This is a genomic window from Natronococcus jeotgali DSM 18795, from assembly GCF_000337695.1.
GTDB lineage: Archaea > Halobacteriota > Halobacteria > Halobacteriales > Natrialbaceae > Natronococcus > Natronococcus jeotgali.
The window spans coordinates 71,216-88,111 of record NZ_AOIA01000033.1; the positions used below are offsets into that span (position 1 = coordinate 71,216).

Annotated in this window: 16 protein-coding genes; 11 read left to right on the forward strand and 5 right to left on the reverse strand. The window is 65.8% G+C overall.

Annotated elements, in window-relative coordinates:
* The first annotated feature begins 156 nt into the window (after nucleotides 1-156).
* Entirely contained in the window at nucleotides 157-1,506 is a 1,350-nt protein-coding gene (locus C492_RS05370; protein ID WP_008421238.1) for a tryptophanase, read from the forward strand.
* 53 nt (nucleotides 1,507-1,559) lie between these two features.
* Here the strand turns inward: C492_RS05370 and C492_RS05375 are convergent, their stop codons facing one another.
* The 4 genes from C492_RS05375 to C492_RS05390 form a co-directional block, all read right to left on the reverse strand.
* Nucleotides 1,560-1,919 (reverse strand): hypothetical protein, encoded by a 360-nt coding sequence (locus tag C492_RS05375; protein WP_008421240.1) that lies wholly within the window; start codon nucleotides 1,917-1,919, stop codon nucleotides 1,560-1,562.
* Nucleotides 1,920-1,987: 68 nt separating this feature from the next.
* Nucleotides 1,988-2,395, reverse strand: coding sequence for a GNAT family N-acetyltransferase (locus tag C492_RS05380; protein WP_008421241.1), 408 nt, complete (start codon nucleotides 2,393-2,395; stop codon nucleotides 1,988-1,990).
* A gap of 107 nt (nucleotides 2,396-2,502) precedes the next feature.
* Complete coding sequence (gene samp2, locus C492_RS05385; protein ID WP_008421243.1) at nucleotides 2,503-2,721, reverse strand: ubiquitin-like small modifier protein SAMP2; 219 nt, start codon at nucleotides 2,719-2,721, stop codon at nucleotides 2,503-2,505.
* 70 nt (nucleotides 2,722-2,791) lie between these two features.
* Nucleotides 2,792-3,886 carry a bactofilin family protein gene (locus tag C492_RS05390; RefSeq protein WP_008421245.1) on the reverse strand — a complete coding sequence of 365 codons (1,095 nt, stop codon included), beginning with the start codon at nucleotides 3,884-3,886 and terminating at the stop codon, nucleotides 2,792-2,794.
* 146 nt (nucleotides 3,887-4,032) lie between these two features.
* Between C492_RS05390 and C492_RS05395 the strand changes: the two genes are divergently transcribed.
* The 9 genes from C492_RS05395 (at nucleotide 4,033) to C492_RS05435 (ending at nucleotide 13,708) form a co-directional block, all read left to right on the forward strand.
* Entirely contained in the window at nucleotides 4,033-5,025 is a 993-nt protein-coding gene (locus tag C492_RS05395) for a replication factor C small subunit (RefSeq protein ID WP_008421247.1), read from the forward strand.
* Nucleotides 5,026-5,837: 812 nt separating this feature from the next.
* Nucleotides 5,838-6,365 carry a hypothetical protein gene (locus C492_RS23435; RefSeq protein ID WP_152424801.1) on the forward strand — a complete coding sequence of 176 codons (528 nt, stop codon included), beginning with the start codon at nucleotides 5,838-5,840 and terminating at the stop codon, nucleotides 6,363-6,365.
* Between the two features lie 192 nt (nucleotides 6,366-6,557).
* Complete coding sequence (locus C492_RS05405) at nucleotides 6,558-7,052, forward strand: hypothetical protein (protein ID WP_008421251.1); 495 nt, start codon at nucleotides 6,558-6,560, stop codon at nucleotides 7,050-7,052.
* Nucleotides 7,053-7,170: 118 nt separating this feature from the next.
* Nucleotides 7,171-9,951 carry an alanine--tRNA ligase gene (alaS, locus tag C492_RS05410; RefSeq protein ID WP_008421253.1) on the forward strand — a complete coding sequence of 927 codons (2,781 nt, stop codon included), beginning with the start codon at nucleotides 7,171-7,173 and terminating at the stop codon, nucleotides 9,949-9,951.
* A 51-nt stretch (nucleotides 9,952-10,002) separates the two neighbouring features.
* Nucleotides 10,003-10,788: an alpha/beta fold hydrolase gene (locus C492_RS05415; protein WP_008421254.1), complete on the forward strand. Its 786-nt coding sequence runs from the start codon at nucleotides 10,003-10,005 to the stop codon at nucleotides 10,786-10,788.
* A 66-nt stretch (nucleotides 10,789-10,854) separates the two neighbouring features.
* A complete protein-coding gene (locus C492_RS05420) occupies nucleotides 10,855-12,045 on the forward strand; it encodes an AMP-binding protein (RefSeq protein WP_008421256.1) in 1,191 nt (396 codons plus the stop codon).
* Between the two features lie 104 nt (nucleotides 12,046-12,149).
* Nucleotides 12,150-12,881: a type 1 glutamine amidotransferase gene (locus tag C492_RS05425; protein WP_008421257.1), complete on the forward strand. Its 732-nt coding sequence runs from the start codon at nucleotides 12,150-12,152 to the stop codon at nucleotides 12,879-12,881.
* A 111-nt stretch (nucleotides 12,882-12,992) separates the two neighbouring features.
* On the forward strand, nucleotides 12,993-13,271 hold the full coding sequence (locus C492_RS05430; protein ID WP_008421259.1) for a hypothetical protein: 279 nt from the start codon (nucleotides 12,993-12,995) through the stop codon (nucleotides 13,269-13,271).
* Complete coding sequence (locus C492_RS05435; RefSeq protein WP_008421261.1) at nucleotides 13,268-13,708, forward strand: type II toxin-antitoxin system VapC family toxin; 441 nt, start codon at nucleotides 13,268-13,270, stop codon at nucleotides 13,706-13,708. The genes C492_RS05430 and C492_RS05435 overlap by 4 nt, the downstream gene beginning before the upstream one ends.
* Nucleotides 13,709-13,768: 60 nt before the next feature.
* On the opposite strand, the gene C492_RS05440 is transcribed toward C492_RS05435, so the two are convergent.
* Nucleotides 13,769-15,970, reverse strand: a complete 2,202-nt coding sequence (locus tag C492_RS05440) for a (Fe-S)-binding protein (RefSeq protein ID WP_008421262.1) — start codon at nucleotides 15,968-15,970, stop codon at nucleotides 13,769-13,771.
* 247 nt (nucleotides 15,971-16,217) lie between these two features.
* Between C492_RS05440 and C492_RS05445 the strand changes: the two genes are divergently transcribed.
* Nucleotides 16,218-16,808 (forward strand): hypothetical protein, encoded by a 591-nt coding sequence (locus C492_RS05445; protein ID WP_008421264.1) that lies wholly within the window; start codon nucleotides 16,218-16,220, stop codon nucleotides 16,806-16,808.
* Nucleotides 16,809-16,896: the final 88 nt, after the last annotated feature.

The following is a 16,896-nucleotide window of genomic DNA, read 5'->3' on the forward strand; positions in this document are numbered from 1 at the left end:
CCACTGTTACGAACGGACGGGGTCGTCCGCGAATCCGACCGCCGATGGCGGTATTCGGACGACGCGCCCCGAATCGGTCCGTCGACGAGCGAGCGACGCCGTCCGTCCCCACGTTCCGTCACTCGATTTGAACTGTGCGGATCGCGTCGTCCCGGTATGGTCGGATACAAGTCGAAGGTCGTCGAGCAGATCCACCTCCCTTCGAGAGCGAAGCGCGAGCGCGCGCTCGAGGAGGCCGGGTACAACGTCTTCAACCTCGATTCGGCGGACGTCTTCGTCGACCTGCTCACCGACAGCGGTACGGGCGCGATGAGCGACGAGCAGTGGGCGGCGCTGCTCCGGGGCGACGAGGCCTACGCGGGCTCGCGCAGTTTCGGCGAACTCGAGGACGCCGTTGCCGACGTGATGGGCTTTTCGCAGGTCGTCCCGGCCCACCAGGGTCGCGGGGCGGAGAACGTCCTCTACGGCACCCTCGTCGAGGAGGGCGACGTCGTTCCGAACAACACCCACTTCGACACCACGCGAGCCCACATCGCCAACCAGGGTGCCGAGCCCGTCGACTGTCCGGTCGACGACGCCCGCGACCCCGCGGCCGACGGCCCGTTCAAGGGCAACACCTCGCTCGAGCGCGCCCACGCGGTCGTCGAGGAGTACGGTCCCGAGCGGGTCCCGGTCGTCGTCCAGACGATCACGAACAACTCCGCGGCGGGCCAACCCGTCAGCGTCGAGAACACCCGGAACGTCCGCGAGTTCGCAGACGAGATCGGCGCGACGTTCGTGATCGACGCCTGCCGGTTCGCCGAGAACGCCTACTTCGTCACCGAGCGCGAAGACGAGTTCGTCGACGCGTCGGTCGCCGATGTCGCCCGCGAACAGCTCGGCCTGGCCGACGCCGTCGTGATGAGCGGGAAAAAAGACGGGCTCGCCAACGCGGGCGGGTTCGTCGCCACCGACAACGAGGCGCTGTACGAACAGTGTAAACAGCGGGCGATCCTCTACGAGGGGTTTCCGACCTACGGCGGAATGGCGGGCCGGGACATCGCGGCGATGGCCGTCGGCCTCCGGGAGGCCGTCGAGGAGGCCTACGTCGCCGACCGCGTCGAGCAGGTCCGGGAGCTCGCCGACGCCCTCGAGTCGGTCGGCGTCCCGATCTACACGCCCGCGGGCGGACACGCGGTCTACCTCGACGCCGGCGCCTTCCTCCCCCACCTCGAGCCCGAGGCGTTCCCCGGGCAGGCGCTGGTCTGCGAGCTCTACCGCGAGGGCGGGGTTCGGGGAGTCGAGCTGGGTAGTTTCGCGTTCCCCGACGCCGACCGCCCGGAACTGGTTCGGCTGGCGCTGCCTCGACGAACCTACCACCGCGAGCACTTAGAGCACGTCGCCGAGACCGCCGCTGCGGTCCTCGAGCGACGCGACGGGGTCTCGGGACTCGAGATCGTCGAGGAACCCGAGATGGCCGAGATCCGTCACTTCACGGCGACGCTCGAGCCGACCGACTCCTCGTAATCCGAGCGAACTGCGACGGCATTGCGAGAAAAAGCCGAGGACCGAACCCGTGCCTACCGCGAGACGGCGTCTCGAGCGCGGTCGCGCAACGTCGACTCCGGCTCGGGCTCCCCGCCGAGCTTTCGTTTCGCGACCGAACGGACGCCCCGTCTGGCGGCCTCGGACCGGGCGGCGCCGGCCAGCCAGTCGGGCACCTGCGACTCGATCTCCTCGCGCTTTTCGGCCTTGAGCTGGCTGTACTTCCGAAGCGTGATACCGACCCCGAGGAAGAGGGCGGCGTCGATCAGCTCCCGCCGGAACCGGTTTCGGTCCTTGTAGACGACGATCGCCTTCGCGAGCGAGAGCAGGCCGATCGCGATGTACAGCTTCGAACTCTTCGCCGGGTCTCCGCTGAGCATCCGTTGGAGCGCCATGCGACGGATCGTACCACGCTCTCGGTGTTAAAGTTCCGCCGGCACGGGACGGGGCTCGGGGCTAGCTCTCACCCGCGTCGATCAGCCACGACGACGCCCCGGCGTCGTCCCTCGCCGATCGGTTCGATCTCGAAGCCGAGCCGCTCGTAGAACGGACCTACCCCCTCGTCGAAGCGCGCGGTCAGCCGCCGTTCGCGCTCGAGGGCGCGCTCGACCAGTCGCCGACCGATCCCCCGGCCGCGGTGGCGACGGCGGACGCCGACGGCCGCGACGTGGGCGCCCCGCTCGCGGGGCTCGAGGACGAGCGCGCCGAGGAGTCGCTCGTCGGTTCCGTCGCGTCCGCCCCGACGATCGCCGGCGACGAGGACGTCGCCGTCCCCGATCCGGGCCTCGACGTCGCCGGGCTCGAGCATCGCGGCGTCGAGGATGCGCCTGACCGCGAGGGCGTCCTCGGAACGGGCCGTCCGAACGTGCATCGATCGACCGTTCGTCGCCGCGGGCCAACAGTCCGTCGGTCGCCACGCCCCGGTTCGCCCGCCTCTCGGCCGCGGGAGACGGAGGGCCTCGTTCGAATTACGCGCGATCAGCCACCCTTGATCAGTCTGAGCACGGTCACGCGCTCGCTCTCGACGGGCTGGTCCTCGGGCACGGGGCGGCCGTCGACCAGCACGCTCACCTCGTGGGGGCTCAACCCGACCTCTCGGAGCAGGTCGGCGTAGGTCGGCTCGGGGGCGTCGGTGGGCACGTCCGCGAGCTCGAGTTCGCGGCTGTCCTCGCCCTTGACGTCGACGGTGACGCGCATGGGTGTCCTTGCTCGAGCCCGGACTTGAGCGCGTCGACTGTCGAACGACCCCGTCCTCGGTCGAGCGGGCTCAGTCGCCCGTCGGCTCGTCGGGCCCGAGTCGGTCCCGCCGTCCGCGCGTCCCGGTTTCGGCCGTTCGTCGTCGGGCGTACAGTCCCCGGACCAGCGCGCCCAGTCCGAGCAGCAGGATCAGGAAATTCAGCAGGCCGCCCACGAACGGCACCCGCGCGAGGACGGCGCCGCCGATCAGCCCGACGACCAGCGCCAGCCAGCGGTTCTCGAGGCCGGCGTAGCCCAGCAGCCAGGCGGCGACGGCGAACCGACCGTAGACGATCCCGATCCAGACGACGAAGGCGAACGCGAACCCGCCGACGATCGAGAACGGGATGCCGACGATCGTGATCGCGGCGGCGACGAGCAGCGCTGGGACGCCTATCAGCACGCCGAGCCCGACCAGTCCCGTTCGCAGGGGGTCGGTCGACACCCGGTCGGCGACGCCGTCCGAGAACCGCGGGAACAGCGCGAGCAACGCGGCACCGAGCAGCAGGTTCAGCGCGAGGGTGTAGAGCGCGACCAGCCACGTCGTCAGCGGCTGCAGCGTCGGCCCGACCTCGACCCCCAGCGTCGAGTCCTCGGTGATCGAGCCCGCGACCGCGTCGGTGTTGCCCTGCAGGTCGCCGTCGTAGCGCAGATCGCCCGCGATCGACGCGCTCTCGCCCAGCGCGATCGTCTCGGCGCCGATGGCCGCGTCGCCCTCGAGCGCGCCGTTCACGACGACGTTGCCCGCGCCGGCGGTGAACTCCCCGCCGACGGTCGCACCCTCGCCGACCTCGACGTTGCCCGCGCCGGCGTCGACGTCGCCGCCGACGCTGCCGTCGATCGTCACGCTTCCGGCGGCGGCCTCGAGGTTCCCCCCGACCTCGCCGCCGTCGGCGATTCGGACGTCGCCACCCGCGGCCGAGACGTCGCCCGTCACGGTCCCCTCGACGACGACGGTTCCGGCGACGGCCTCGAGGTCGTCGATCGTCTCTCCTTCCCCCACGACAACGGTGCCCCCGACGGTCGACTCGGACTGCGCGGCGACCCCCGTCGGCACCGCGCCGAGGAGGACGACGACGAGTGCGACGACCGCGAGTCGCTTGCGTACGGACGTTTCTGGCGCCATAGGTTACCACTCATCGTGTGAGCTGAAAAACATGATCCCGTTCTCGCAGTCGGGGCAGCGAACCCCCTCGTACCGCAGGGAGAGACGAAACGCACTCGAGGTCGGCCTTCGGGCGATTTATCTGCCGGCCACCCCTTGCGAGGACCATGAGCGAGGCCGACGCCGAGGCGGCGGAGCCGACTCCCGGCAAGACCGAGGTCTGGATCGAGAAGTATCGCCCGGAGCGGCTCGACGAGATCAAGGGCCACGAGAACATCGTGCCGCGCCTGAAACGCTACGTCGAGCAGGACGACCTGCCCCACCTCATGTTTGCAGGTCCAGCAGGCACGGGAAAAACTACCGCAGCCCAGGCCATCGCCCGCGAGGTCTACGACGACGACTGGCGCGAGAACTTCCTCGAGTTAAACGCCTCCGACCAGCGCGGGATCGACGTCGTCCGCGATCGGATCAAGGACTTCGCGCGCTCGTCGTTCGGCGGCTACGACCACCGAATTATCTTCCTCGACGAGGCCGACGCCCTCACCTCCGACGCGCAGTCGGCGCTGCGCCGGACGATGGAGCAGTTCTCGAGCAACACCCGATTTATCCTCTCGTGTAACTACTCGAGCCAGATCATCGACCCCATCCAGTCTCGCTGTGCGGTCTTCCGGTTTACCGAACTCACCGAGGACGCCGTCGAGGCTCAGATCCGCGAGATCGCCACCGAGGAGGGAATCGAGGTCACCGACGACGGCGTCGACGCGCTGATCTACGCGGCCGACGGCGACATGCGCAAGGCGATCAACGGGCTCCAGGCCGCGGCCGTGATGGGCGAGGTCGTCGACGAGGAGACCGTCTTCGCGATCACTTCGACCGCGCGGCCCGAGGAGGTCGAGGCGATGGTCGACCGGGCCATCGACGGCGACTTCACGGCCGCCCGCGCGGCCCTCGAGGACCTGTTGACCGAGCGCGGACTGGCGGGCGGGGACGTGATCGACCAGCTTCACCGTTCCGCGTGGCAGTTCGACATCCCCGAGAAGGCGACGGTGCGGCTGCTCGAACGGCTCGGCGAGGTCGACTACCGGATCACCGAGGGAGCGAACGAACGCCTCCAGCTCGAGGCGATGCTGGCGTCGCTGGCCCTCGAGAACGAAGACTGAACGCGACGTTCGGTATCGGTAGCGGTACTGCGAGTTCGTTATCCGGTGTGACTCGTGAAACACCTGTTACGTACAGGCCAATCGGGTAACGAAAGAGTACTTGATCTCCCAGATAGCTGTCAAAGCCCGCCTGCTGAAGATAGAGGATATATGCAGCAAGACTACTCAATCTCTTTCTCTGATTAAAACACTTGGCAAGAGCAATCAATTCGGAACGGACTGTGGTTAACTTCAAAAATATTAACCATACCATTCGAAAGACTAAAATGCGATTGGCTCTATCATCATATACATTGCTGAAATGTCCTCTCAAGGAAGACATTTAACAAAATCGGAGCAGAGAAAAGCCTACAACAACTGTACAAGATTCTGAAATTATGCCACTTTGTCCAAATTGCAAAGATAAGGTAACGATATCAAGCATCGAATTCAATAAAGACAAGAAAAATAAGACTTGTGATGAATGTGGACGGAGGTTCTAGCTTAATGCCTCTCTGTCCAAGCTGTAAGGACTCGGCGATGATCAACGTTGCAGCACTGGAAGATGCAGGACCACTCGTTGAGAAGACATGCGATGAATGTGGAACCACATTCGAAGCACCCCGCTAAATAATGCCTCTCTGCCCCCGTTGCAAGGATGGAGCCGAGTTGCATACAACGATTGACAACGGTAAAAAGACCCGGGTCTGCGATGAATGCGGAAGAAAATTTTAACTATGTGTTATACTCAGTCGTAGATCTAACATGGATATCCAAATTACCTCGAATAATGGGGATCTGAGAATCTATAATAGCTGTAACAGCGAGTTTTAATGACGGACAACGGCGAAGAATCCGGACAAGATTCCGATGAGGACGTTGATCTTTCTCAGCTTACCCTAGAAGAAGCCCGTCTACGGTTTCAAGAGGAATCCGAACGTAGGAATTCTGTTGAGTCAAAGATAGGGACTATTCTAACTGTAGATGCGATCATCGTCTCTGTAATCGGTCTATTCCAGAATCTGACCCTCGCATTAATTAGCGCAATGGCAGTCGCTCTTGCATCGGTCGGAATCGGGATTCACGGCTTGAAAGTACAGGACTATCAGAAACCTGGAAAAGACATCGATGATTATCTCCAATACATCGATGACCCACCCCAACCAATTCGGCGAAATCTCACTATGGCATACATGACTGCAATATCCGGAAATGAAGATGCTGTAAACCCGGAAAAATTTTTCAAAGGTAATCGTACAAAGAATGATGAGAAGTATCGAAACCTGTTTATCTGCCAAGTCCTGACCGTAGTAGCTCTCGGACTGGTATTGCTTCACTCGGCCTCTGCATTATTCTGCTAGTTGCCATATCATATAGTGTAGTCGATTTAAATATTCTATAGTTTTACTGATTCGTCAATCGCGCCTTATATTCAGTACGAGTCGACCAACACTATTGATTGACGACAGAAGTAGTAGCGTTACGTTCACACGCTACTTGTATCGATCCGTTCGATGTGATCTTCACAGTTCGGTACGTATTGCTCGCCAGCCATGGCTCCCTCGACCGGCGGAATCGCCGTCCTCCTCGCCGTCGCAGTCGGCTGTCTCGCGCTCGCGCTGGCGTCGCTTCGGGCCGGGAGCTGGACGCGGCGGCTGTACGGCCTCGAGCCGGACGACGACGCGGGCGCTCGAGCGAACGCCGCCGTCCTCGGGATCGTCGGGGTCGGGCTGTTCGCGCTGGCGGCAGCGATCGTTCTCGAGCTCCCGCCGAGGGCGGTCGGAACCGCGACGCTCCTCGCGAGCGCACTGTTGTGTTTCGTCCTCGGCTGGCTCGTCGCGGTTCGCGACCGCCGGGAGCTGCTGACGACGCCGACCGTCGACCGGGAGACGGGCCGTCGCCTCGGATTCGTCGCGATCGGTTGTGGCGTCCTGTCGCTCGCGTTCGCGCCCCTCGTCTGGCTCGAGGTCGACGACGCGGTCGTCGCCGGCGTCGCGCTGGCGAGTACGGTCGTCGTCCTGCTGGCGGTCGCGTTCGCGTACCGGTGACGGCCGATTTCGGGGAGCCGATCGACGCCCTCGAGCCCGAGACCGCCGTCGTTGGGCGATCTACTCCGAACAACGGTTGCGGAACTATTTTACCCGCTGCGGGGCCAACGTCTGTGTAATGAGTGAACTGGAGGAGGAGTACCGCCTCGAGTACTTCGAGGAGGAAGGGTTCGAGCGCAAGGAGTGTCCCTCCTGTGGCGCGCACTTCTGGACGCGCGACCGCGAACGGGAGACCTGCGGCGAACCCCCCTGCGCGGAGTACGACTTCATCGGGAACCCCGGCTTCGACGCGGAGTACAGCCTCGAGGAGATGCGAGAGACGTTTCTCTCCTTCTTCGAGGACCACGACCACGAGCGGATCGAGCCCTACCCCGTCGCGGCGAACCGCTGGCGCGACGACGTCTTGCTCACGCAGGCGTCGATCTACGACTTCCAGCCGCTGGTCACGAGCGGGGAGACGCCGCCGCCGGCGAACCCCCTGACGGTCTCCCAGCCCTGCATCCGGATGCAGGACATCGACAACGTCGGGAAGACGGGCCGACACACGATGGCCTTCGAGATGATGGCCCACCACGCCTTCAACGCCCGCGAGGACCTCGAGGATCCCGATCGGTACGCCTACCAGGGAGAGGTCTACTGGAAGGACCGCACCGTCGAGCTCTGCGACGGGTTCTTCGACTCGATGGGGGTCGACCTCGAGGAGGTAATCTACATCGAGGACCCGTGGGTCGGCGGCGGCAACGCCGGACCCGCCATCGAGGTCATCTACCGGGGCGTCGAGCTCGCGACGCTGGTCTTCATGTCGATGGAACAGGACCCGGAGGGCGAGTACGAGATGAAAGACGGCAACCGCTACAGCCCGATGGACACCTACATCGTCGACACGGGCTACGGCCTCGAGCGCTGGACCTGGGTGTCCCAGGGGACGCCGACCGTCTACGAGGCGATCTACCCCGACATGATCGAGTTCCTGAAGGACAACGCCGACCTCGATCACACCAACGCGGAGTCGGAGCTGGTCCACCGCGCCGCCAAGCTGGCGGGTCACATGGACATCGACGAGGCCGAGGACATGGAGACCGCCCGCGGGGAGATCGCCGACCAGCTCGAGGTCGACGCCGCCGAGCTCACCGAGCTGATGGAACCGCTCGAGGATATCTACGCGATCGCCGATCACTGTCGCACCCTCGCGTATATGCTCGGAGACGGGATCGTCCCCTCGAACGTCGGGACGGGGTATCTCGCGCGGATGGTGCTGCGACGAACGAAGCGGCTCTGTGACAACGTCGGCGTCGACGCGCCGTTGGACGAACTCGTCGACATGCAGGCCGAGCGCCTGGAGTACGAGAACCGCGACACGATCCGGGACATCGTCCGCACCGAGGTCGAGAAGTACCGCGAGACCTTAGAGCGCGGCGGTCGCCGGGTCGAGAGCCTCGCGGCGGAGTACGCCAAGAAGGAGGCCCCGATCCCGACCGAGGAGCTGATCGAGCTCTACGACTCCCACGGCATCCAGCCCGATATGGTCGAGGAGATCGCCGCGGAGGCCGGCGCCGACGTCGACGTTCCCGACGACTTCTACAGCCTCGTCGCCGAGCGCCACGACACCGCTGGGGCCGTAGAGGAGGACGGCGACGACACCGACTCCCGGTTCGGGGATCTCCCGGAGACGGAGAAACTGTACTACGACGACCAGCAACGCACCGAGTTCGAGGCGGTCGTGCTGGACGTCTTCGAGCGCGAGGACGGCTACGACGTCGTCCTCGACCAGACGATGTTCTACCCCGAGGGCGGGGGCCAGCCCGCCGACACGGGGACGCTCTCGACCGACGACGCCACCGTCGAGGTCGAGGACGTCCAGATCGAAGACGGCGTCATCCTCCACCGGACCGACGCCCACCCGGGCAAAGGCGAGTTCGTGAAGGGCTACCTCGACGTCGATCGGCGCCGACAGCTGATGCGCCACCACACGGCGACCCACATCGTCATCCACGCGGCCCGCCAGGTGCTCGGCGACCACGTCCGCCAGGCCGGCGCCCAGAAGGGCGTCGACTCCTCGCGGATCGACCTGCGCCACTACGCCCGGATCGATCGCGAGGACGTCAAGCGAATCGAGCGGACGGCGAACGGGATCGTGATGGACAACGCCCCGGTCACACAGGAGTGGCCCGACCGCCACGACGCCGAGGCCGAGCACGGGTTCGACCTCTACCAGGGCGGCATTCCGCCGGGCGAGCAGATCCGACTGATCCACGTCGACGAGGACGTCCAGGCCTGCGGGGGGACCCACGTCGCCCGCACCGGCGAGATCGGAACGATCAAAGTGCTCAACACCGAGCGCGTTCAGGACGGCGTCGAGCGAATCACGTTCGCCGCCGGCGAGGCCGCCATCGAGGCAACCCAGGAGACCGAGGACGCCCTCTACGGGGCCGCCGAGATTCTGGACGTCTCACCCGAGAACGTCCCCGAAACCGCCGAGCGCTTCTTCGAGGAGTGGAAGGCCCGCGGCAAGGAGATCGAGGACCTGACCGAACAGCTCGCCGCCGCTCGAGCGGGCGGCGGCGGTGACGCCGCGGAGATCGAGGTCGGCGAGACGGCGGCGGTCATCGACCGCCTCGACGCCGACATGGACGAGCTGCGCGCGACCGCGACCGCGATCAGCGACGAGGGCAAGATCGCGGTGCTGGGTAGCGGGCACAACAGCGCCCAGTTCGTCGTTTCGGTGCCCGACGACGTCGGCGTCAACGCCGGCGAGGTCGTCGGCGAACTCGCCTCGAGAGTCGGCGGCGGCGGCGGCGGCCCGCCGGACTTCGCCCAAGGCGGGGGTCCGAACGTCGAGGCACTGGACGACGCCCTCGAGGACGCCCCGGACGTGTTGCGCAACGTGTTGAACGCCTGAATCCGACGTTCGACCGCGGCTTCTTTCCTCGCGGCTCGCCTTCGGTCGCACATGTCCACCGTCTCGAACGGGAGCGTCTCGCTGTACTACCGCCGCGAGGGCGATGGTGAACCCGTCGTGTTCGTCTCGGAGGCCGGCCTCGGCGGCTGGTCGTGGGGGTGGCAACACGCCGCGCTGACCGGGCCCTACGAGACCGTCGTCTGGGACCTCCGGGGAACCGGCCGCTCCGACGCGCCGCCCGGACCGTACTCGATGGCGACGCTCGTCGCGGACCTCGAGACGATCCTGGCCGCCGTCGACGCCCGGAACGCCCACCTCGTCGGCGCCGGACTGGGCGGTGCCGTCGCGCTCGCGGCCGCCCGGGAGTCGACCCGCGTCGCGACGCTGTCCGTCCTCGGCGCCGCGGACCGGGGTTCGGCGTTCGACCTCGAGCCTCTGCTCGCCGCCCCCGACGACCGCGCGGCGCTTCGGGATTCGCTCGAGGCGGGACTCTCGGTCGACTTCCGGGGATCCCAGCCCGACGTCCTCGACGGGATCGTCGACTGGCGCGTCGAGGGCGACGCCGTACCCGACGGTTCGGAGGCACAGCTCGCCGCCCTCGAGGGGTTCGACGCCGGCGACTGGCTCGTCGAGGTGACCCAGCCCGCACGCGTCCTCCACGGCACCGAAGACGCGCTCGTCTCGCCCGACGCGGGGCGCGAGCTGGCGGCCGGACTGCCCCGCGGCGAGTTCGTCCCGCTCGAGAACGCGGGCCACCTCGTCGGGATCGAACGCTCGCGGACGGTCAACGATCGGCTGCTGGGCTTTCTCGAGGAGCGGTCCGACGTCGATCGGTGATCGTTCGGGTCGGGCTTGCAATCGTCCGCCCGTGGTACTACGGCGCTGGTCGTCGAAGACACTGCCGTGACCCTCTCGCTGGCTCGCCGCGCCGAGCGCGTTCCGGACCGAACGGCGATCGTCGACGCCTCCGAGGACCGCCTCCACGCGCCGGCCGAGACCGTCCACGAGGACCGCGTCACCTACGCGGAACTGTCCCGTATCGCGGGTCGGCTCGCGGGCGCGCTCGAGGACCGCGGCGTCGACCCCGGCGACACCGTCTGTCTGGTTACGCGGAACCGGGTGGCCTCGCTGGCGCTCGTGTTCGCCTGCCGCCGGCTCGGGGCGACGCTCGCTCCGATCTCTCACCGCTTGACGCCCGCGACCGTCACCCGGCCGTTCGAGGTCCTCGAGCCTGCCGTCGTCGTCGCCGAGAGCGCCCAGCGCGACCTCGTGCGCTCGATTCCGTACGACCGAACCGTCACGCTCGAGGAGCTCGCGGAAACCGACGCGTCGACCGTCGACGGCGGAACGGAACGAACCGACGCCGCGCCCCTTCTCGCGATCCACGGCGACGCCGGAGCACCGATCGCGACCCTCTCGGCGGCGACCGTCGAGTGGAACTGCATCGACGCCGTCCTCGAGTGGGAGCTCTCCCGCGGGGACTCGGGGTTCGTCCTCGACCCGCTCTCGACGGCCGGCGGGCTGTTCCGAACCGCGCTCCCCGTGCTGTACGCCGGCGGCCGGCTCCTGATCGACCGCGCGTTCGATCCCGGCGACACGTTGACGGCGATCGACGAGAGCGGGGTGACGGTCGTCTCCGGCGGACGGGCCCCGATCCGCGAACTCGCGGCCGACGAGAACGCCGCCGCGCTGGCGGGCCTCGAGCGCGCGATCTGCGATCACACCGTCGAGGAAGCGCCCGTCGAGACGCTGCTCGAACACGGCGTTTCGGTCTCGCGGGCCTACGGGACGCCGGCGTGTCCGACGGCGACGAGCCGGACGGTATCGGGAGCGACCGACGCCGACGCGGTCGGCGCGCCCGTCCTCGACTGCGACGCGCAGTTGGTCGACGACGAGGGAGCGGCCCTCGAGGGCGAGGCGAGGGGACAGTTACGGCTGTCCGGCCCGGTGGTCGCCGATGGGTACGCAACGCCTGCCGCCGATCGCGACGGCGGCGAGGCGGACTCGAGCGGCGCGTCGGGGTTCGTCGACGGCTGGTTCGACACCGGCGAGCGGTTCCATCGGGAGGCCGACGGGAGCTACCGCCGGACATGAGGCCGTCGTCGGCCCGCAACGACCGATTCCACGGCGATTCGAGATGCCGGCAACGTCCGGCCGTAGCAGAAGGCATTTTTCCTCCGAGCGGTCAGGGAGTGGTGATGGGTCAGCTACGCATCGCCGTCCTGAACGCGGCTCACGAGGACGCGAACACGACGCGAAACTTCCGACGCGAACTCGACGCCTCGCTGGCGGAGTTCGATATCACGCAGGGGGAACTGCCCGAGACGTACGCCTTCGACGGCGCCGTCGTCACCGGCTCGCGAACGTCCGTCTACTGGGAAGAGGAGTGGATCGCCGCCACTAAGGAGTGGGTCGAGGAGGCGATCGCTCGCGACGTGCCGTTCATCGGCGTCTGCTGGGGCCACCAGCTGCTCGCGGACGTCCTCGGCGGGACCGTCGAGGACATGGGCGCCTACGAGGTGGGCTACAGCGAGATCGAACGCTCTGGGGGGTCCCGGCTGTTCGAGGGAATCTCGAGCGAGTTCACCGCCTTTACGAGCCACGCCGACGAGGTGTCGGCGCTGCCCGACGGCGCCGAACCCCTCGCCGCGAACGACTACTCCAATCACGGGTTCCGCAAGGACCGGGTCTTCGGCGTCCAGTTCCACCCCGAGTACGACCGGAAGACGGCCCGCGAGCTCGTCCACCGCAAGGACCTGTCCGACGAACGGCGCGACTCGGTGCTCGCGGAGATCACCGACGAGAACTATCAGAGTGCGTGCGAGGCGAAGCTCGTCTTCGAGAACTTCCTCGAGTACGTCGCGGAACTGCAGTCCGTCGAGGCTACCTCGAGCGGAGCAACGCCGACGCGGGCCGGATCCTCGGACTGACAGGTACGATTTTGACGGTTCGCTCGGTCCGCATCCTCGGCTCCAGATTTCCGAGTGGCCGGATCGAATCCGGCGGAACAGTTTTTTCAGTAGCATCCGCTACTAGCCGCTATGAGCACCTCGGTCAAAGTCACGGACACGACGAAATCGCGACTCGAGGAGCTGCAGGCGGAGATCCGGCTCGAAACGGGACGGAACGTCACGCAACAGGAGCTACTCGAGCGGATCGTCACCGACACGTACGAGTCGAAGGAGGAACTGATCGAGTCGTTCCGCGACGATTTCGAGCCGCTGTCCGACGACGAGATCGATCAGTGGCTCTCCGGAACGGTAGACTCGGGCGTCGAGACTACCGAAGACGAAATCGACGACGTGCTGTACGGCGAATGACCGTCTTCATCGACACGGGGGTGTTCTTCGCACACCACGACGTCGCAGCGGCGAGACACGACGCGGCGACGGACGCGATGCGTGCGGTCCTGACGGGACGATTCGGGCAACCGTACACGAGTGACTACGTGTTCGACGAAGCGATAACGCTCACGAGAACGCGAACCGGAAGCTACGACGACGCCTGGACGCTCGGTCGGCGGATCCTCGGACGCGGGTCGTATCCCGACCGGATCGAACTCGCGACGATAACGCCGGAACTGTTCGAGGCGACGCTCGAGACGTTCGAGCGGTACGCCGACCACTCGCTCAGTTTCACGGATGCGAGTACGATCGCACTCGTCGAGGACTACGACCTCGACGCTGTGCTCAGCTTCGACGACGATTTCGACGGTCTCGTGGATCGAATCGACCCCGAAACGATCGCGAGCGAGTAGCGGTACCGAAACTACGTTCGAGCACACTAGGGCGCCCTCAGATCGAAAATCGGCAGTCAGCTACTCCGCCGCGACCTCGAGCCCCGCCTTCTCCCGGGCGCCGATCGCCTCGACGAGCAACTCGGCGACGTCGACGACCTCGATATCGTCCTCGAAGCCGCCGGTCTTGCGGCCGTCCTCGTACATCGTCATACACATCGGACAGGCGACGACGAACTTCTCGATCCCCGAGCCGGCGTCGGTGTCCTCGAGGGCCTCTCGAATCCGTTCCTCGCTGGGCTTGGGATCCTCGTCGAAATCCATCCAGAGCCCGCCGCCGCCCCCGCCACAGCAAAAGGAACCGGCGCGGTTACGGGGCATCTCCTCGAGCGTACAGCCCGTCGCTTTGATGAGTTCGCGGGGAGCCTCGTACTCGTCGTTGTACCGCCCGAGGTGACAGGGGTCGTGGTAGGTGACGGTGTAGTCGAGCTCCGTCCCGGTAAGATCGAGTTTGCCGTCCGCGACGAGTTCCTCGACGGCCTGGGTCCAGTGGAGCACGTCGACCTCGCCGTCGGCGTTCCAGCGCTCGTCGTACTCGAACGGCATCATCGGGTCGTCGGCGAACTCCTCGAAGTCGAGCTCTGGATACTCGTTCTCGAACGTATTGTAGGAGTGGGGGTCAGTACAGACGATCTTCTCGAACTCGCAGTCCTCCCAGGTCTCGACGTGGTGGCCCGCGAGTTCGATGTAGAGGAACTCCTCGCCGACCCGGCGGATGTCGTTGCCGTCGTACTTCTCGTCGTCGAAGAGGATGCCGAAGCTAACGTCGGCCTCCTGGAGGATCGTCGCCAGCGAGCGGGCGACCTTCTTGTTGCGGTCGTCGTAGCTCGGGTAGTCGCCCACGTACCAGAGGTAGTCGACCTTCTCCTCGCGGGCGTCGGTGACGTCGAACTCGAGGTCGTCGGCCCAGTCGGCCCGGTTTCGGGGGCTGTCGCCGAAGGTGTTGCCGTTCTGCATGACGTTCTGGAAGACGTCCTGCATGCTGGGGGCGATGTCGCCCTGGTCGGTCATCTGGCGATTGAGCCGGGTAAAGGACTGGAGGTGCTCGATCTCGACGGGACAGGCGTCCATGCAGGCCATACAGGCCATGCAGGACTCCATCGTCTCGGTGTCGATCACGCTGGTGCCGCCGTCGGCGATGATCGGCTGCTGTTCGCCACCCTCCGCGCGCTGTTCGCGGTACGTCTTCAGATCGAGGATGACGTTGCGCGGATCGAGCGGTCGGTCCGAGGCCTTGGCGGGACAGACCGACGAACAGCGCCCGCACTTGGTGCAGGCGTCCTGGTCGAGCAGTTCCTTCCAGGTGAAGTCCTCGATTGACTCGGCGTTAGTCGCGTCGAGGTCGGCGGGAACGTTCGGGAGTCGCTTCCCCGCGTTCTCGTCGCGGGTGACGACATTGGCGAACGACGATAGCATGTGAAACGGCTTGGCATAGGGGATCCACGCGATGAAAAACAGCGCGAGCAGCGAGTGGGACCACCAGGTCAGCCAGTGGACGGTTTCGGCGTTGAACCCGAAGACGCCCAGAGTGACGTGGTTTGGATCGGTCGCCGTCCCCTCGAGGACGGGAAGACCGACCGCCCCGAGGAGCGAGGCGATCCCCCAGCCGACGAAGCTGACGATCTCGTGATCGGGCATCCCCGTCGCGTAGATGCGCAGCCCCTCGAGCAGGAAGCCGCCGACGCCGAGTCCGAACAGCGTCCAGATGAAGACGTCGTCCTCACTGGAGGTGTGACGGCCCCAGAGGCGCTCGTTGCGCACCCAGTAGCGGCGGTAGATCGCCATCCCGATCCCGACGACGAACAGTAGCCCCATCGCGTCGACGACGAACTGGTAGGCGAGGTAAAAGTCCCCCTCCCAGAACGTCGCCTGCAGGACCTTCTGGGCGGCGTACTCGTCGATCATCAGGATCGTGGTCGCGATCAGCAGCGTCAGAAACCCCCACATGATAAAGGCATGCATCAGCCCGCCGTAGAGGTCCCTGTCGAACTGTTTCTCGTTCGAGAGTACGATCTTCGTGCTCGAGACGATTCGGCTCGCGAGGTCGTCGAGGCGGGCGAACGGGTCGTCGTCGCCGGCGGTGTACCGCGCGAACCGGCTGTACACTCCGGAGAGGAAGACGAGGATCGTCATGGTCGCCAGGAGATAGAACAGCGCGTACTCCGTGCTACTGAGCCCCCAGTAGGTCTCCCTCGTCACCTCCGTCTGCGCGAGGACGTTCATGTTCAATTAGGCGGGGAGCCGTGACTTAATACTTGTCACGAGTTTGTCCGTCCTACATCGCCGCCGTACCGCGTAAATTGTATGCAAATTCTCAGTTTACGCGTTCGCTCCGATATCCCCGGACGAAAGCGAATGACATCCTGCGACGGTACGAACTACGAGACTCCGCTCGCCGCCGTCGCGTTCCGAAATCGACGGCACGGACTGCCAACAGGCTTATATAGCCGCCCCCCGCGAGTGTCCATCCATGAACGATAAAACCGAGGAACTCCGCGACCTCTTCACCGACGTTACCGACGGCGAGGAGACCGTCACCGAAGCCCAGGAAGACGACCGCGGCTCGCTCGAGAAGGACGAGCGAACCGACCGGGAACGCCTCGAGAGCGTCGTGACGCAGATGAACGAGCGCTACGGGCTCGAGGGACCGTTCCGGACCGGAGAGTACGTCGAGATCGCCGAGGGGTTCTACGAGGGTCGCTCGGACGCCGAGCTCGCCGACGAACTCGGCGTCGACGAGGACGACGTCTTCGCGGCCCGACTGTCCCTGCACCTCGTCGACGAGGACGACGCCGACGAGGTCGACCTCGTCGCGATCCGTCAGCGCGAGGAGGATAATGCGGCGCTGGCCGAGGAGTACGGCGTCAGCGAGCCGGAGATCGAACGCTACCGACGGGTCGCCGCGGCTCGAGACGAGTCCCGCGCGGCCAACGACCGCTACCGCGACGAGTTCGACAGCGTCCTCGCCGACGCCGACCTCTCCGAACGGATGGCAACCGACGTCCGCGAGGACGGACTCGAGGACGCGACCGAGGGGATGGAGACCGACGTCGATTTCTAGCCGCGAACTATCACCCGCTCCAGTCGGCTGCGGGTCGATCGCCCGACCGAAACCGCTCGAGCGACGGCGAGGGTTCTTGTAGGAAGGG

What these genes read in the sequence shown, in the direction of transcription:
- C492_RS05370 (WP_008421238.1), top strand. Translation starts at nt 157, where the DNA reads ATGGTCGGATACAAGTCGAAGGTCGTCGAGCAGATCCACCTCCCTTCG.
- C492_RS05375 (WP_008421240.1), bottom strand. Translation starts at nt 1,919, where the DNA reads ATGGCGCTCCAACGGATGCTCAGCGGAGACCCGGCGAAGAGTTCGAAG.
- C492_RS05380 (WP_008421241.1), bottom strand. Translation starts at nt 2,395, where the DNA reads ATGCACGTTCGGACGGCCCGTTCCGAGGACGCCCTCGCGGTCAGGCGC.
- samp2 (WP_008421243.1), bottom strand. Translation starts at nt 2,721, where the DNA reads ATGCGCGTCACCGTCGACGTCAAGGGCGAGGACAGCCGCGAACTCGAG.
- C492_RS05390 (WP_008421245.1), bottom strand. Translation starts at nt 3,886, where the DNA reads ATGGCGCCAGAAACGTCCGTACGCAAGCGACTCGCGGTCGTCGCACTC.
- C492_RS05395 (WP_008421247.1), top strand. Translation starts at nt 4,033, where the DNA reads ATGAGCGAGGCCGACGCCGAGGCGGCGGAGCCGACTCCCGGCAAGACC.
- C492_RS23435 (WP_152424801.1), top strand. Translation starts at nt 5,838, where the DNA reads ATGACGGACAACGGCGAAGAATCCGGACAAGATTCCGATGAGGACGTT.
- C492_RS05405 (WP_008421251.1), top strand. Translation starts at nt 6,558, where the DNA reads ATGGCTCCCTCGACCGGCGGAATCGCCGTCCTCCTCGCCGTCGCAGTC.
- alaS (WP_008421253.1), top strand. Translation starts at nt 7,171, where the DNA reads ATGAGTGAACTGGAGGAGGAGTACCGCCTCGAGTACTTCGAGGAGGAA.
- C492_RS05415 (WP_008421254.1), top strand. Translation starts at nt 10,003, where the DNA reads ATGTCCACCGTCTCGAACGGGAGCGTCTCGCTGTACTACCGCCGCGAG.
- C492_RS05425 (WP_008421257.1), top strand. Translation starts at nt 12,150, where the DNA reads ATGGGTCAGCTACGCATCGCCGTCCTGAACGCGGCTCACGAGGACGCG.
- C492_RS05430 (WP_008421259.1), top strand. Translation starts at nt 12,993, where the DNA reads ATGAGCACCTCGGTCAAAGTCACGGACACGACGAAATCGCGACTCGAG.
- C492_RS05435 (WP_008421261.1), top strand. Translation starts at nt 13,268, where the DNA reads ATGACCGTCTTCATCGACACGGGGGTGTTCTTCGCACACCACGACGTC.
- C492_RS05440 (WP_008421262.1), bottom strand. Translation starts at nt 15,970, where the DNA reads ATGAACGTCCTCGCGCAGACGGAGGTGACGAGGGAGACCTACTGGGGG.
- C492_RS05445 (WP_008421264.1), top strand. Translation starts at nt 16,218, where the DNA reads ATGAACGATAAAACCGAGGAACTCCGCGACCTCTTCACCGACGTTACC.